Here is a 13,695-nt window from a genome sequence, read left to right as displayed (position 1 = left end):
CACGGTCGCCACCGCTTCGGACGGTTCGCGATATGTCACCACATCTGGTCTGAATAGCAGGTCGCGCCGTATATGGGGGCAGTGAGGGACCTTCGCCCCTGCCCTCGCCGTCGTCCCGGGTGAAGCCTCGTGAGTAGAAGGCAGTTGCGTTGGAAAGGGGAGGCAGAGATGCGAACGGAGGACCGCTGGTCCGTCGAGGTCGTCCTCGACGAGGAGGACGGTCAGACCTACGCGGAGGCGCGGCTGATCACTCGGGAGACCGAGAGGGTACGCGGGCAGGGGCGGGCACGGTGCAACCCCGCCGACTGGGACGTTCCCGAGATCGGCGCGGAGCTCGCAGCGTCGCGGGCGCTGTCCGATCTCGCCCACCGGTTGCTGGACCTGGCGGCGGCGGACATCGAGGCGGTGACACACGAACACGTCCGGCTGACCCACTGATCGAATTCGGCCACTGCTGCGCCTTCCACTCACCCGAAAGATCTCTATTATCCGAGTGGGTTGACTCGGAGAAATCGGGAGAGTGAATGCGCAGCAGATCACTGACCGCGGTTCTGGCCGCCGCCGGCGTCCTCCTCGCGGCGACCGCCGCCCACGCCGACGCGGGGCCGGGCGCGCCGGGCATCGGCGACCCCTACTATCCGGACTACGGGAACGGCGGCTACGACGTCGCCCACTACGACCTGGACCTGAAGTACCGGCCCTCCGACGACCGTCTCGACGGGACGGCGACGATCACCGCGCGGGCCACGCAGGACCTCACCCGCTTCGACCTCGACTTCCTGCTCGACGTCTCCTCCGTCACGGTCGACGGGCGGACCGCGCGGTTCACCACGTCCGGCGCCCATGAGCTGGTCATCACCCCGGCGGCCGTCGTACGGAAGGGGCGGCCGCTCACCGTCGTCGTCCGCTACTCCGGTGTCCCGTCGACGAAGAAATACGGCGACTACGTCGGCTGGGCCCGTACCCCGGACGGCGCGGTGGCCGCGCAGGAGCCGGAGAGCGCGTGGTGGTGGTTCCCGAGCAACGACCATCCGCTCGACAAGGCCACGTTCGACGTCGAGATCGCCGTGCCGGAGGGCCTGCAGACGATCAGCAACGGCGAGCCGACCGGCGCCCGTACCGCGAACGGCTGGACGCGGTACGGCTGGCGCGAGACCCGGCCGCAGGCGACGTACCTGACGACGCTGGCCATCGGTAGGTTCGACGTCCACCGGTCCCGTACGAAGAACGGGCTGCCGGTCATCACCGCCTACAGCCCCGACCTGCCGGCCGACCGGGCGGCGGCGGCCCGGCAGAGCGTCGAGCGCACCGCCGAGGTCGTCGACTGGGAGAGCAAGATCTTCGGCCCCTATCCGTTCACCTCGCTCGGCGGATACGTGCCGAACGTGACCTCCCACTTCGCCCTGGAGACGCAGACGCGGGTGTTCTACAGCCCGTACGGCTTCCGTAACGGGCCCCGGCCGTACCTCGTCGTGCACGAGAACGCCCACCAGTGGTTCGGCGACAGCGTCTCGCTATCCCGCTGGAGCGACATCTGGCTGAACGAGGGCTTCGCGACGTACGCCGAGTGGCTGTGGTCGGAGCAGCACGGTGAGGGCACGGCCGCCGAGCTCGCGCGGACGGCCTACGACTCCTATCCGGCCGACGACCCGTTCTGGCAGGTCAAGCCCGGCGACCCGGGTCCCGGTGAGAACCAGTTCGCCGACGCCGTGTACGACCGTGGCGCGATGGCCCTGCAGGCGCTGCGGGCGAAGGTCGGCGACCGGGCCTTCTTCACGACCCTGCGCACCTGGGCGTCACTGAAGAGGTACGGCAACGGGACGATCCCGGAGTTCATCGCGCTCGCCGAGCGCCTCTCCGGGCAGCGGCTCGGCGCGCTGTTCCAGACCTGGCTGTACACGCCGGGACGGCCGGCCGCCCCGCCGCAGCCGACCGCCGCGACGGCGCGGCCCAAGTCCTGGTCCCAGATCCGGCAGGCGCACGCGGCCCTGGGCACCCCGAACCTCCGCGGCTGACCCGCGGAGCGTTCCGGCCCCGCTCCCGGCGACCCGCCGGGAACGGGGCCGATCTTGTTGCGGGGATATGTCCGTTCTGGCATCGTATGCGGGCACACGCTGCAGGAACGGCCCTCCGGCTACCGGCGTCACACCCATCCCCGGCCGACCTCCGCTGCCGGGGAAGACGGAAACCCACCACAACGAGTGGAACCGGCGGTATGTCGCGCTCGTCTGAGCGCTCACGCGCGGATCCACCGCGTGTGTCGACAGTCCCAGACGAGGAAACGGGGGACATCCGTGCGCAAGCGCCGGGCCGCATGTCTCAGTGTGGTGCTCGCACTGACCGTGCTGAGTGGATGCGGGAGTTCGGGGAGCTCCAGCAAGCCGTCGGCATCGCCGACGGCCGCCGCCACCTGGAAATACACGACGCTCGACCTCGGGATCCCGGACAAGGTGCTCAAGGCACCGGTGACCGGCCGGGTTCCGGACGGCCAGACCCTCCACGTCGGCGTCACGCTGAAGGTCAGTGACGAGGCCTGGAAGAAGTACGGGCACGGCAAGAGCCCGTCACAGACCGCCGGTGACGTCGGCAAGGAGCTCGGCGTCAGCGACCAGACGATCCAGAAGTTCCAGGCCTACCTGAACAGCGCCCACATCCAGGCCAAGCCCAGCAAGACGCGGACGAACGTGACCTTCGACGTGAAGGCCGGGCAGGCCGCCCGGCTGCTGCGGACGTCCTTCGTCACCCACCGGCTGAACGGCCGGACGTACTTCACGCCCGACCCCAACCACCCGCCGCAGATCCCCGAGGCGCTCAAGCCGTACATCCTGGCCGTCACCGGCCTGGAGAGCTACAGCATGGCGCCCAAGGCCCGTGGACCGCTCGGCGCCGCGGTGCCCGGGCGGGCCCTCCCCGCGCGGGCGGCCCGCTGCATCCAGCGGTTCCCGCAGCGGTTCGCCTCCCACGACCGGGTCGCCGCCGCGTACGGCTACAACCAGCTGTGGAACCAGGGCTGGCACGGCGAGAACATGACGGTCAACCTCGTCGAGATGGACGGGTACGACCGGAACGACGTCGCCAACTATGTCGCGTGCAGCGGCTCGCACATCCAGCTGAGCAACGTGAACCTCGGCGCCACCGAGCCGGCGGTCGGCGCGGAGGCCACGCTCGACATCCAGATGCTGGCCGGCCTGGCCCCCAACCTGCGCATCGTGGACTACCAGGAGGACCCGGCGCTGCTGAACACCGGCAACGGCGCCGACTCGTGGGCCGCGCTGAACAACGCGCTGCAGCGCATCATCGACGACAACTACGACCTGTCGAAGAACCCCGCGGGCAGCATCGTCAGCATCAGCATGGGCGGCCCGGAGGGCTACCTGTCCCCGTCCATCATGCAGTCGATCGACCAGAGCCTGCGCATCCTCACCGTGGCCGAGAGAATGACGGTGTTCATCTCCAGCGGTGACTGCGGGGCGTTCGGCGACCGGAACTACGGCTCGCTCGACGTGTCCTTCCCCTCGACCTCGCCCTACGTGGTCGCGGTCGGCGGCACCCGCCTTGGGTTCGCGCCGAACGGGACCCGTACGCAGGAGACCGTCTGGTCCGACCGCTCGAACCTGTCCCGGTGCGAGAACCAGTGGGGCAGCGGCGGCGGCGTGAGCAAGTTCCACCAGCGGGCGTCCTTCCAGCAGGCACCCGGCGCGGACAACCGGTACTCCACCACCGGCGGCCGGGAGGTACCGGACGTCTCCGCGGTCGCGATCGACCTGCCGATCTACTACCGGGGCCGGTGGGTGTCGTCCGGCGGCACGAGCGCGGCGGCGCCCATCTGGGCGGCCGGCATGGCGCTGGTGAACCAGGGCCTGCTCGCGCGCGCCCACGTGTTCTGCTTCGGCCCGGACACCCTCTACCACGCGCTGAGCGTGGCCGGGGCCAACAAGCCGTACACCGACGTCGTCGCGGGCAACAACCTGTACTACCCGGCGACGGCCGGCTTCGACCTCTCGACGGGCATGGGCAGCCCCAACCTGCCGGCCCTCTTCAACACGCTGGTCGCCAACCCGGGCTGACCGGAGCCGCGGTGGCCCGGCGCGCGGTTCCGCGTGCCGGGCCCCGCCGCGGTCACAGGTCCGGGTCGGTGTCCTTGGCGCTCGCGACGGGCCGCAGCGGTTTGCGCAACGGAACGATCATCATGCTGAAGTCCGCCGCCGCGATGACGCGATGCTCGACGTCGGTGACCCGGCACTCGACGACGATGAGCTGGCGGCCCGCCTTCAGCACCTGGGCGCGCGCGTACACCTGGTCACCGTGCGGGCGGCCGAGGTACCGGACGTGCAGGTCGGCCGTTACGAGACTCTGCCGGCCCGGCTCGAACCCGCTCCCCCGTGCCGCCGCCGTCCCCGCCGCCACGTCGATCAGCGTGGCGATCGCACCGCCGTGCAGGTTGCCGGTGCTGTTGAACGCCTGCGGCCGGATCGGCATGGACAGCACCGCGTGGTCCTCCCCGATCTCGACCATCTCCAGGCCGAGCAGGTCGTGCAACGGCGTGTCATGCCGCAGGGCCGTCCGCAGCGACTTCTGGTCCGACTCCGGCAGGTCGACGATGCGGACCGTGCCACCGGGCCCCTCCGGCCGCCCCGGCACCGGCCCGGAGGCCGCCGATCGCCCGGCCGAGTCGGCCCGCCCCATGCTCTGTGGTTGATCCTGCGTCGCCGGCCGTTCCTGCGGCAACTCCGCTTGCTCGGCCATCTGACTCCTTAGACTCGCACCTGATCCGCCGTACCGAGTTTACGGACAGTCACACGTTCTCGGCGTGATCGCCGCCCCGATCTCGCCTTTGTCGGCGTCATCACCGGCCCGATGCCGACTTTGCCGTAATTACGGAGAGTAACGCGGGACGCGCCGGATAAGCCGACGTCGCGGCGCAGATCCGGGTCGTCCAGGTCGAGCCGCCGGCGCACCGCCCGCAGCGCGTCCGCGCTGATCTTCCCCTTGCGGTACAGCCCGTCGAGCCGCTCCCGCTGGGCCCGGATGAGCTCGCGCCGCAGCGCGATCGGGTCGGCCGGCCCCTCTTCCTCCATCGTGCCGTCCAGTTCCGCCCGGATACGCCGGATCCGGTGCTCGTACAGCTGCCGGTAGGTCTGCGCGGCGCCCTCGTCGACCTCATCGTTCTCGACGAGCGTGTCCAGCCGGTCCAGGGCCGCCTCCAGCACCGCCCGCCGGGCGGCCATCTGCTCGCGGCGCTGCCGGTCGGATTCGGCCAGGCCGAACCTGCGCAGGACCACCGGCAGCGTCATCGCCTGGCCGACCAGGGTGACGAAGACGATCGCGGCGGTGAGGAAGACCACCTCCTGGCGGCCGGGCAGCGGCGAGCCGAGGACGGACCCCGGCATGGACAGCACGATCGCCAGCGAGATGGCGCCGCGCATGCCGCTCCAGCCGATCGCGAAGCGCTCGCCAGCGTTCAGGTGCCCCACCTCGAGGTGCCGTCCCGGCAGATATCGCCCGAGCGGGAAGACCCACAACGACCAGGCCAGGCGTACGGCGATGATGATGGCCGCCACCACCAGGACGGCCATGACGAGCCGGGACGGCGAGTGGCCGGCGATCTCCCGCAGCACCGGCCGGAGCTGCAGGCCGAGCAGCACGAACAGCGCCGACTCGAAGAGGTAGACGAGCACGCGCCAGAACATCTGCCCGACCAGGCGCGACGCCGGCTGCAGCATGCCCTCGCCGCGCGTGCCGAGGAAGAACCCGGCCGTGACCGTCGCGAGGATCCCCGAGAAGCCGAGCTCGTCGGCCGGCACGAACGCGAGGTAGGGCGTCAGCAGGGAGACGACGATCTGGCTGCTCGGATCGCGGATCCGCCGCCGCAACCGGGAGATGACGAAACCGACGAAGAGGCCGTACGCGACGCCGCCGACGACCACCTCGGCGAGCCGCGCCGCGCCGTGCCCGTACGTGTAGGAGTGCGACAGCGCCTCGACGGCGAGGCTGAACACCGTGAGGGCCACGCCGTCGTTGATGAGGCTCTCGCCCTCGAGGATCGTCACGACCCGGCGCGGCGCGCCGAGGCGTTGCAGGATCGAGGTCGCCGAGACCGCGTCGGTCGGCGCGACCGCCGCGCCGAAGGCGATGGCCGCCGCCCAGCCCAGTCCGGTCACGACCGTGTGCGCGGCCGCCGCCGCCGCGAACGTCGTCACGACGGTGAGCGCGACCGCCAGCGTGATGATCGGGACCGCGTCCGCCTTGGCCTCGCGGGGCGCGGTGAAGAACGCCGCGTGGTACACGATGGGGGGCAGGAAACCGATCAGGACGACGTCCGGCGGGACGTGGACCTGCGGCATGCCGGGGATGAAGCCCATCACCGCGGCGAGCACGACGAGGAGGGTCGCCTCCGGTAGCCCCAGCCGGCCGGCCAGGTTGCGGGCGAGCAGTACCACCACGGCGAAGGCCAGCCCGCCCAGGAAAAGCGACATCGGGCCCATGCCGCCCACTCTTCCCCAAATCTCTGCCGTCGTTCACCCGGGGGGCGTGTGGGGCGTCACAATGTGAAGACGCGGGTCGATAGTCGTTGTAAGTAGCGTAAGCTCATACGCTAATTACGCCAAGGACCGTGACGCCCGGACGGGAGTCGAAGTGCTTTTCAGCCATGACACCGAGCACGCCCTCCAGATCGTCGTCGATCTGGTCAACAGCGGGCCGCCGGCCACCACGACCGAGCAGTTGCCCGACCTGACGAGCCTTCAGCGGTTCGTCGACCTCAACCGGCTGAGCGACGCCTGTGACCTGAACGCCGACGACCTCAGCGCCACCCACCGCCTCCGCGACCGGTTGCACGAGGTCTTCCGCGCGGCGGAGGACAAGGAGTCCGCCGTACGGCTGATCAACGCGATCATCGCCGAGGCGCGCACCTGTCCCCGCCTGACCGACCATGACGAGTACGACTGGCACGTGCACTTCTTCGCTCCGGGCGCGCGTCTGGCCGAGCACCTCGCCGCCGAGGGCGGCATCGCCCTCGCGTACGTGATCTCCGCCGACGAGCTCGACCGCCTGCGCGTGTGCGAGGCCCCGGACTGCTCCCGCGTGCTCGTCGACCTGTCCCGGAACCGCTGCCGGCGCTACTGCGACAGCCGCACGTGCGGCAACCGCATGCACGTCGCCGCCTACCGGGCGCGTCAGCGGGAGTCCGCGACCCACTGATCCCCCGCCGCGGCCGCGCTCCGGACGGCGTGGTCCCGGTCGAACACGGGGTCGTCGACGCCGGCCGGCGCGGAACCGCCCGGCCCCGGCTGCGCGGGGCCGCCCCGGCCCGGCTCGGCGAAGTCCCGGCGCAGCGCGGCCACGGCGTCGAGCGCCCGCCGGGCGCCGGCGGCGTCGTGCACCCGGAAGACCCGGGCGCCCAGCCACGCCGAGACCCCCAGCACCGCCATCGTCCCAACGCCGCGCTTGTCGACCGGCCGGCCCAGCGTCTCCCCGATGAAGTCCTTGTTCGACACGGCCACCAGGACGGGCCAGCCGGTGGCGGCCAGCTCGCCCAGCCGGCGGGTGATCTCGAGGGAGTGGCGGGTGTTCTTCCCGAAGTCGTGGGCGGGGTCGATGAGGATCGCGTCGCGGCGCACCCCCAGGGCGACGGCCCGCTCGGCCTCGGCGGTGACGTACCGGACGACGTCCTCGACCACGTCGTCATAGGCGATCCGGTGCGGCCGGGTGCGCGGGCGCAACCTCCCGGCGTGCGCGCAGACCAGCCCGATGTCGTACGCCGCCGCCACCTCGGCCAGCCGCGGATCCGGGCCGCCCCAGGTGTCGTTGAGCAGATGGGCCCCGGCCTCCGCGACCGCCTCGCCGACCTCGGCCCGCCAGGTGTCGACGCTGACGAGAACGCCCGGGTACCGCTCGCGCACCGCCGCGACCAGGTCCACGACCCGCCGGAGCTCCTCGGCGACCCCGACCTCCTCGCCGGGCCCGGCCTTGACGCCGCCGATGTCGACGATGTCGGCGCCCGCCTCGGCCGCCGCCCCGACGGCCGCCAGCGCGGCGTCGAAGGCGTACGTCGCGCCCCGGTCGAAGAAGGAGTCGGGGGTCCGGTTGACGACGGCCATCACCGCGAGACGGTCGAGCGTCCGCCCGCCGAGCCGCAGCGGAGCGCGGCCCCGGCCCGCCGTCGCCGCGCCGGCCCCCGCGGACTCGGGCTCCGGCGTCTCCGCCCGGCGGAGACGCTCCCCTCCCTCATCGCGCACCACGACATCCTACGCGCGCGGCCCATCCGGCGAGGGCGCCCGTACCGGCCGTGGCGACCCGGGGGCGGCCGATCTCCGCCCGCTGCGGCGACGCGGCAGGTGCGGCCCGCGAGGCCGCAGGAGTCATATCGGGCCGCTATCGCCATCGCCCGGTGGTCCGGCTAACCTCTGGGATCACACGAAACGGGCAAAGCCCCGTAAGCTTGGAGGTTCCGCTGACCACGCGAGCGCTCATCACCGGGATCACCGGTCAGGACGGCTCGTACCTCGCCGAGCATCTGCTCGAGCGGGGCTACGAGGTGTGGGGCCTGGTCCGAGGACAGGCGAACCCGCACGTGTCCAGGCTGCGCAAGCACATCGGCGACGTGCGGCTGGCGTACGGCGACCTCCTGGACCAGGGCAGCCTGATCTCCGCCGTGGAGAAGGTCCGGCCCGACGAGGTCTACAACCTCGGCGCCATCTCCTTCGTGCCGATGTCCTGGCAACAGGCGGAGATCACCGCCGAGGTCACCGGCATGGGCGTGCTCCGCATGCTCGAGGCGATCCGGGTGGTGAGCGGCATCAGCGGCTCCCGCACGCCCGGCGGCGGCCAGATCCGCTTCTACCAGGCGTCGTCGTCGGAGATGTTCGGCCAGGTGCGCGAGACGCCGCAGAACGAGCGAACGCCGTTCCACCCGCGCAGCCCCTACGGCGTCGCCAAGACCTACGGTCACTTCATCACCCAGAACTACCGCGAGTCGTACGGGATGTTCGCGGTCAGCGGCATCCTGTTCAACCACGAGTCACCGCGCCGGGGTGCGGAGTTCGTCACCCGGAAGATCTCCCTCGGCGTGGCGCGGATCAAGCTCGGCCTGGCCCGCGAGCTCCGGCTGGGCAATCTGGAGGCGCGGCGCGACTGGGGGTACGCCGGCGACTACGTCCAGGCGATGCGGCTGATGCTCGCCCAGGACACCCCGGAGGACTACGTCATCGGCACCGGCCGCACCCAGTCGGTGCGCGAGCTCGTCGAGCTGGCGTTCAGCACGGCGGGTCTGGACTGGCGTGACCACGTCGTCGCCGATCCGGGCCTGACCCGGCCCGCCGAGGTCGACCTGCTCTGCGGTGATCCGAAGAAGGCCCGCGACCAGCTCGGCTGGGAGCCGGGCGTGTCCTTCGAGGAACTCGTCGCGATGATGGTCGAGTCGGACCTGGCGCTGCTGTCGCGTTCGGACCGCCCCGAGGACGAGCCGCTCAGCTTCGACCACTGGTGACAGGCCCTGTTCGGACCGGCCGGCGGCGGCGAACGCCCCGGCCGTGACCGCGGTGTCCGCGTGACCCGGGGAGCGTGCGAGTATGCGCTCTATGACGACTTCGACCTGTGCTCACGTCTCCGCGTTGCCGGACCCCGCGCCCCAGGCGCGGACTCCGGAGGGCTGCGAGGACTGCCTGCGCTCCGGCGGCCGCTGGGTGCACCTGCGTCTGTGCCTGACCTGCGGCCACGTCGGCTGTTGCGACTCCTCGCCCGCCAAGCACGCGACGGCGCACCACCATGAGACCTCCCACCCGATCGTGCGCTCGTTCGAGCCGGGTGAGGAGTGGCGCTGGTGCTACGACGACGAAGTGATCGTTTGAACCTCCAGCTGTCGGAAGCCCGTGGCCGCTGGGTGCTGGCCGCCACGGTCCTGGGTTCCAGCCTGGCGATGCTCGACGCCACGATCGTCAACGTCGCGCTGCCGCGCATCGGCGCGGACTTCCACGCCTCCGTGGCGGGTCTGCAGTGGACGGTCAACGCCTACACCCTCACGCTCGCCGGGCTCATCCTCCTCGGCGGGTCGCTCGGCGACCGGTACGGCCGCCGCAAGGTCTTCTCGATCGGCGTCGCGTGGTTCGCCGTCGCCTCCGCCCTGTGCGGGCTCGCGCCGAACGTCGGCGTGCTCGTCGCCGCCCGCGCCCTGCAGGGCGTCGGCGGCGCGCTGCTGGCACCGGGTTCACTGGCGATCATCCAGGCGTCGTTCTCTCAGGAGGACCGGTCGCGGGCGGTCGGGGCCTGGTCCGGTCTCGGCGGCGTCGCGGGGGCGGTCGGCCCGTTCCTCGGCGGCTGGCTGATCGCGGCGGCCGGCTGGCGCTGGGCCTTCCTGCTGAACCTTCCGCTCGCCGCCGCCGTGCTCCTCGTCGCCGCCCGGCACGTCCCGGAGAGCCGCGACGAGACCGAGCACCACGGCTTCGACGTCCTCGGCGCGGCGCTCGCGGCCCTCGCGCTGGCCGGCGTGACGTACGCCCTGACCGAGGCGCCGGAGAAGGGCGTGTCCCCGGCCGCCGTCGCCTTCGCGGCCGTGGTCGGCGTGGCGTCGGGAGCGGCGTTCGTCGTGGTCGAGAGGCGCAGGTCGGCCGGGCGCGGACCGGACGCGATGCTGCCGCTCGGGATCTTCCGGTCCCGCCAGTTCACCGCCGTGAACGTGGTCACCTTCATCATGTACGGCGGCATGGGCGTGCAGTTCTTCCTGCTCGTCGTCGAGCTGCAGGTCGTCGCCGGTTACTCGCCGATGGCCGCGGGCACGGCGCTGCTGCCGGTGACCGTGCTGATGCTGCTGCTGTCCTCCCGGGCGGGCGCCCTCGCCCAGCGCGTCGGGCCCCGGGTCCCGATGACGGTCGGGCTGGTGCTGGCCGCCGCGGGAATGTTGCTGACCCTGCGCATCGGCCGGCACGCGTCGTACGTCACGGACGTGCTCCCCGCGGCCGTGGTCTTCGGCCTGGGCCTGTCGGCGGCGGTCGCTCCGCTGACCGCGACCGTGCTGGCGAGCGCCGACGTACGGCACGCCGGCGTGGCCAGCGGCGTCAACAACGCGGTCGCCCGCGCGGCCGGTCTTCTCGCCGTCGCGGGCGTCCCGCCCGCCGTCGGCCTCATCGGGAACGCCTACGCGGACCCGCGCGTCTTCGACCACGGATTCCACACCGCCATGACGTTCGCGGCCGCCCTCCTGGCCGTCGGCGCGGTCCTGACGCTCGTCACGGTCCGGAACGACGCCCTCCGGGCCGACCGGGCCACCGCCCGCCCCGAGTGCGACGTCAACTGCCCTGTCGGCGCGCCGCCCCTCGAACCCGGCACCCCCGTCCCCGGGCCCACCGGCACCGCCGCCACCGAGCACGCCTGAGCGCGGGCCGGGCGGCGGCGGGGCCGCGCCGGGTCAGCAGTTGCCGAACGTGGGCCAGCCGGCGATCCGGTCGGCGAAGAAGCTCATCACGTCGTTGATCGCCTGGTTGTCGGCGGTCAGGTGGTCACCGGCGTAGGTGTTCCACTGGGTGGTGACCCCGGCCGAGCAGTACGCCTTGTGGGTGCCGTCCTCCGTCGCCGCCGGGATGACCTCGTCGGCCAGACCGCGGTACTGCATGACCGGGAAGCCGATCCGGTACTGCGCGCCGGACCACGCGGGTCCGACGCCCACGCCGAGCCTCTGGGCGTCGATGAGGTCGCTCCAGGTCCCGTCGGGTCCGCTCAGCGCGTAGATCTGGTCGAGCGTGAGGGCGTCCTTCGTGTAGTTCTTGATGTTCGCGAGCGCGAACGCGGTCACCGTGCCGACCAGGCACAGGGTCTTGCCCTGCTGGATGGCGCTCCGTCCCGCGTCGTTGAGCAGTGAGTCGAACGGCATCGACGGGTAGGCGGTGTGCAGGCCGAGCACGGCGGCGAGCAGGAACCCGGCGAACGGCCCGCCGTTCAGGCCCGCCGCCGTGATCTTCAGGTCGCCGGGAACGCCTCCGGCCGCGTCGCCGACGACGCGCAGTTCGGGGGCGTACGAGGAGGCGAGCTGCGCCGCCCACAGCGAGGCCTGGCCGCCCTCGGAGTAGCCCCACACGCCGACCTTCGCGTCCGTGCTCAGGCCGCCGCCGGGCACCTGGAAGGCGGTCCGCACGGCGTCGAGCAGGGCGTGGCCGGCGTTCCGGCCGACGACGTAGGTGTGCGTCTGGCCGTTCAGATATCCGACGCCGTCGGTCGCGGCGACGGCGTACCCGGCCTTGAGGATCGCCGCGATCTGGTCGCCCTCGTACTCGTCCTGGTAGGCGCCTGCCAGTTGCTTGGAGAAGGCGCACTGGAGGCCGAGGCCGAGCGTTCCGGGGTTGAAGCCGATGACGGGCCGGGAACCGCCGCGGGTCCAGGCGGCGGTCGGCACGGCGACGGTGCCCGAGACGGCGATCGGCGTGCCGTGGAGGTCGGTGGAGGCGTACTGCACCTTCCACGCCTTCATCGGGATGCTCCCGGGGACCTTCGGCAGCGTCACCGCCTCGCAGGCGAGGAGGGTTCCCGGAGCCGCGGACACGGCGGCGGGCGGGGTGTAGATCGCGGCGTCGGAGGCGGCGCACGCGGCCGGAGCGGCGACGGCCTGCGCCCCCTCGACGGCGGTGAGCGCCGCGCCCGTCATCAGGAGGCCCACCAGCGATCCGAGCAGCCTGTACTTCATGAGTCAGCTCCCTGCGGTCGACTGGCGGGTATTACACGCCCGGCCGCGGCGGATCGTTACTCCCGTGCTCAACGAGCATCCGGCGGATGTCTTGGCTTTCTCACAAGACGAGCCGCGCTTGTCGTGCCGGGCTGCAAAAGGGGGACGGCTCAGCCGCGTGACTTGGCGAAGGCGAGGAAGTCGCGGGCGACCGGAGTGAGCGGACGACGGGCGTGGACCAGGCCGATGGTCGCCGTGATGGGCGGCATGAAGGAGCGCACCGTGACGCCGTCCGCGGTCTCGACCTGGTTGCGGTACCAGAGGAGGGAGCCGCGGCCGGCGCGTACCGACGGCAGCCACGAGCCGCGGTCGTCGGACTCCACCGCCGCGACCGGCGCGACGCCGAGGCGGGCCAGCAGCGCGTCCAGCTCGGCCCGCCGCGCGCCGCCGCGCGCGGGCAGGACCAGGCGCATGCCGTCCAGGGCGGCCACCGGGACCGGCTCGCGGATCTGCAGGGCGGGCGGGCAGATCAGCACGAGCTCCCGCTGTTCGAGCGGGTGCGCGGCGAGATCGCCCGGCACCGGCAGGTCGGTCAGGGCCAGGTCGGCCCGGCCGTCCCGGATCACCGCGCCGACCGCGTCGCGGCCATCGCAGCGGATCACCCGGACCCGTACGGCCTGCTGGTCGCGGGCGAACTCCGGGAGGAGGCGGGCGGTCAGCTCCGGCTCGAGCGTCAGGGTCGAGGCGACCCGCAGCTCCGCCGTCCGCCCGCCCGGGCGGCCGCCGGGCGGGGCGGAGGAGACCGCGGTGATGGCGTCGACGGCCCGCAGGGCGTCGCGGGCGTAGCGCACGATCTGCTCGCCGGTGTCCGTCAGCGCGACGCCGCGACCGGCGCGCGCGAACACCTCGACGCCGAGCTCTCGCTCCAGGTCCCGGATGGCCCGCGACAGCGCGGGCTGCGCGACGAACAGGGCCTGTGCCGCCGCGGTCATCGTCCCGTGGTCGGCGGTCGCGACGACATAGCGCAGCTGCCGCAGATTCATGCC

The 13,695-nt window shown here is 72.2% G+C and carries 12 protein-coding genes; 7 read left to right on the top strand and 5 right to left on the bottom strand.

Going from position 1 to position 13,695, the window contains the following annotated elements; translation table 11 throughout:
• Positions 1 to 168 precede the first annotated feature (168 nt).
• From AB0L00_RS25745 to AB0L00_RS25735, 3 genes are all read left to right on the top strand, one after another.
• Positions 169 to 438, top strand: coding sequence for a DUF1876 domain-containing protein (locus tag AB0L00_RS25745; protein WP_364396074.1), 270 nt, complete (start codon positions 169 to 171; stop codon positions 436 to 438).
• 86 nt (positions 439 to 524) lie between these two features.
• A complete protein-coding gene (locus AB0L00_RS25740) occupies positions 525 to 2,015 on the top strand; it encodes a M1 family metallopeptidase (protein WP_364438939.1) in 1,491 nt (496 codons plus the stop codon).
• A gap of 279 nt (positions 2,016 to 2,294) precedes the next feature.
• Positions 2,295 to 4,067 carry a S53 family peptidase gene (locus AB0L00_RS25735; RefSeq protein WP_364438936.1) on the top strand — a complete coding sequence of 591 codons (1,773 nt, stop codon included), beginning with the start codon at positions 2,295 to 2,297 and terminating at the stop codon, positions 4,065 to 4,067.
• Positions 4,068 to 4,119: 52 nt separating this feature from the next.
• On the opposite strand, the gene AB0L00_RS25730 is transcribed toward AB0L00_RS25735, so the two are convergent.
• Both AB0L00_RS25730 and AB0L00_RS25725 read right to left on the bottom strand, forming a co-directional pair.
• The gene (locus tag AB0L00_RS25730; RefSeq protein ID WP_364438933.1) at positions 4,120 to 4,746 is read right to left on the bottom strand and encodes a PaaI family thioesterase; all 627 of its coding nucleotides are present in this window, start codon (positions 4,744 to 4,746) and stop codon (positions 4,120 to 4,122) included.
• 8 nt (positions 4,747 to 4,754) lie between these two features.
• Entirely contained in the window at positions 4,755 to 6,476 is a 1,722-nt protein-coding gene (locus AB0L00_RS25725; protein WP_364438930.1) for a Na+/H+ antiporter, read from the bottom strand.
• A 160-nt stretch (positions 6,477 to 6,636) separates the two neighbouring features.
• On the opposite strand from AB0L00_RS25725, the gene AB0L00_RS25720 reads away from it, so the two are divergent.
• Positions 6,637 to 7,200: a CGNR zinc finger domain-containing protein gene (locus tag AB0L00_RS25720; RefSeq protein ID WP_364438927.1), complete on the top strand. Its 564-nt coding sequence runs from the start codon at positions 6,637 to 6,639 to the stop codon at positions 7,198 to 7,200.
• On the opposite strand, the gene folP is transcribed toward AB0L00_RS25720, so the two are convergent.
• Positions 7,176 to 8,099 carry a dihydropteroate synthase gene (gene folP, locus AB0L00_RS25715; protein WP_364439010.1) on the bottom strand — a complete coding sequence of 308 codons (924 nt, stop codon included), beginning with the start codon at positions 8,097 to 8,099 and terminating at the stop codon, positions 7,176 to 7,178. The genes AB0L00_RS25720 and folP overlap by 25 nt on opposite strands.
• A gap of 353 nt (positions 8,100 to 8,452) precedes the next feature.
• Here folP and gmd point away from each other — a divergent pair, with 353 nt between their 5' ends.
• The 3 genes from gmd (at position 8,453) to AB0L00_RS25700 (ending at position 11,368) form a co-directional block, all read left to right on the top strand.
• Positions 8,453 to 9,487 (top strand): GDP-mannose 4,6-dehydratase, encoded by a 1,035-nt coding sequence (gene gmd / locus AB0L00_RS25710; protein WP_364439007.1) that lies wholly within the window; start codon positions 8,453 to 8,455, stop codon positions 9,485 to 9,487.
• 91 nt (positions 9,488 to 9,578) lie between these two features.
• Complete coding sequence (locus tag AB0L00_RS25705; protein ID WP_364438924.1) at positions 9,579 to 9,848, top strand: UBP-type zinc finger domain-containing protein; 270 nt, start codon at positions 9,579 to 9,581, stop codon at positions 9,846 to 9,848.
• Complete coding sequence (locus AB0L00_RS25700) at positions 9,845 to 11,368, top strand: MFS transporter (RefSeq protein WP_364438921.1); 1,524 nt, start codon at positions 9,845 to 9,847, stop codon at positions 11,366 to 11,368. Before AB0L00_RS25705 ends, AB0L00_RS25700 begins: the two co-directional genes overlap by 4 nt.
• A 33-nt stretch (positions 11,369 to 11,401) precedes the next feature.
• Here the strand turns inward: AB0L00_RS25700 and AB0L00_RS25695 are convergent, their stop codons facing one another.
• Both AB0L00_RS25695 and AB0L00_RS25690 read right to left on the bottom strand, forming a co-directional pair.
• Complete coding sequence (locus AB0L00_RS25695) at positions 11,402 to 12,670, bottom strand: lipase family protein (protein ID WP_364438918.1); 1,269 nt, start codon at positions 12,668 to 12,670, stop codon at positions 11,402 to 11,404.
• Between the two features lie 149 nt (positions 12,671 to 12,819).
• A complete protein-coding gene (locus AB0L00_RS25690; protein ID WP_364438915.1) occupies positions 12,820 to 13,692 on the bottom strand; it encodes a LysR family transcriptional regulator in 873 nt (290 codons plus the stop codon).
• Positions 13,693 to 13,695 lie beyond the last annotated feature (3 nt).

The sequence above is a fragment of the Actinoallomurus sp. NPDC052308 genome, from assembly GCF_040679195.1.
Lineage (GTDB): Bacteria > Actinomycetota > Actinomycetes > Streptosporangiales > Streptosporangiaceae > Actinoallomurus > Actinoallomurus liliacearum.
The sequence above is the reverse complement of the archived record's forward strand: the minus strand, read 5'-3'. Positions and strand labels throughout refer to the sequence as shown.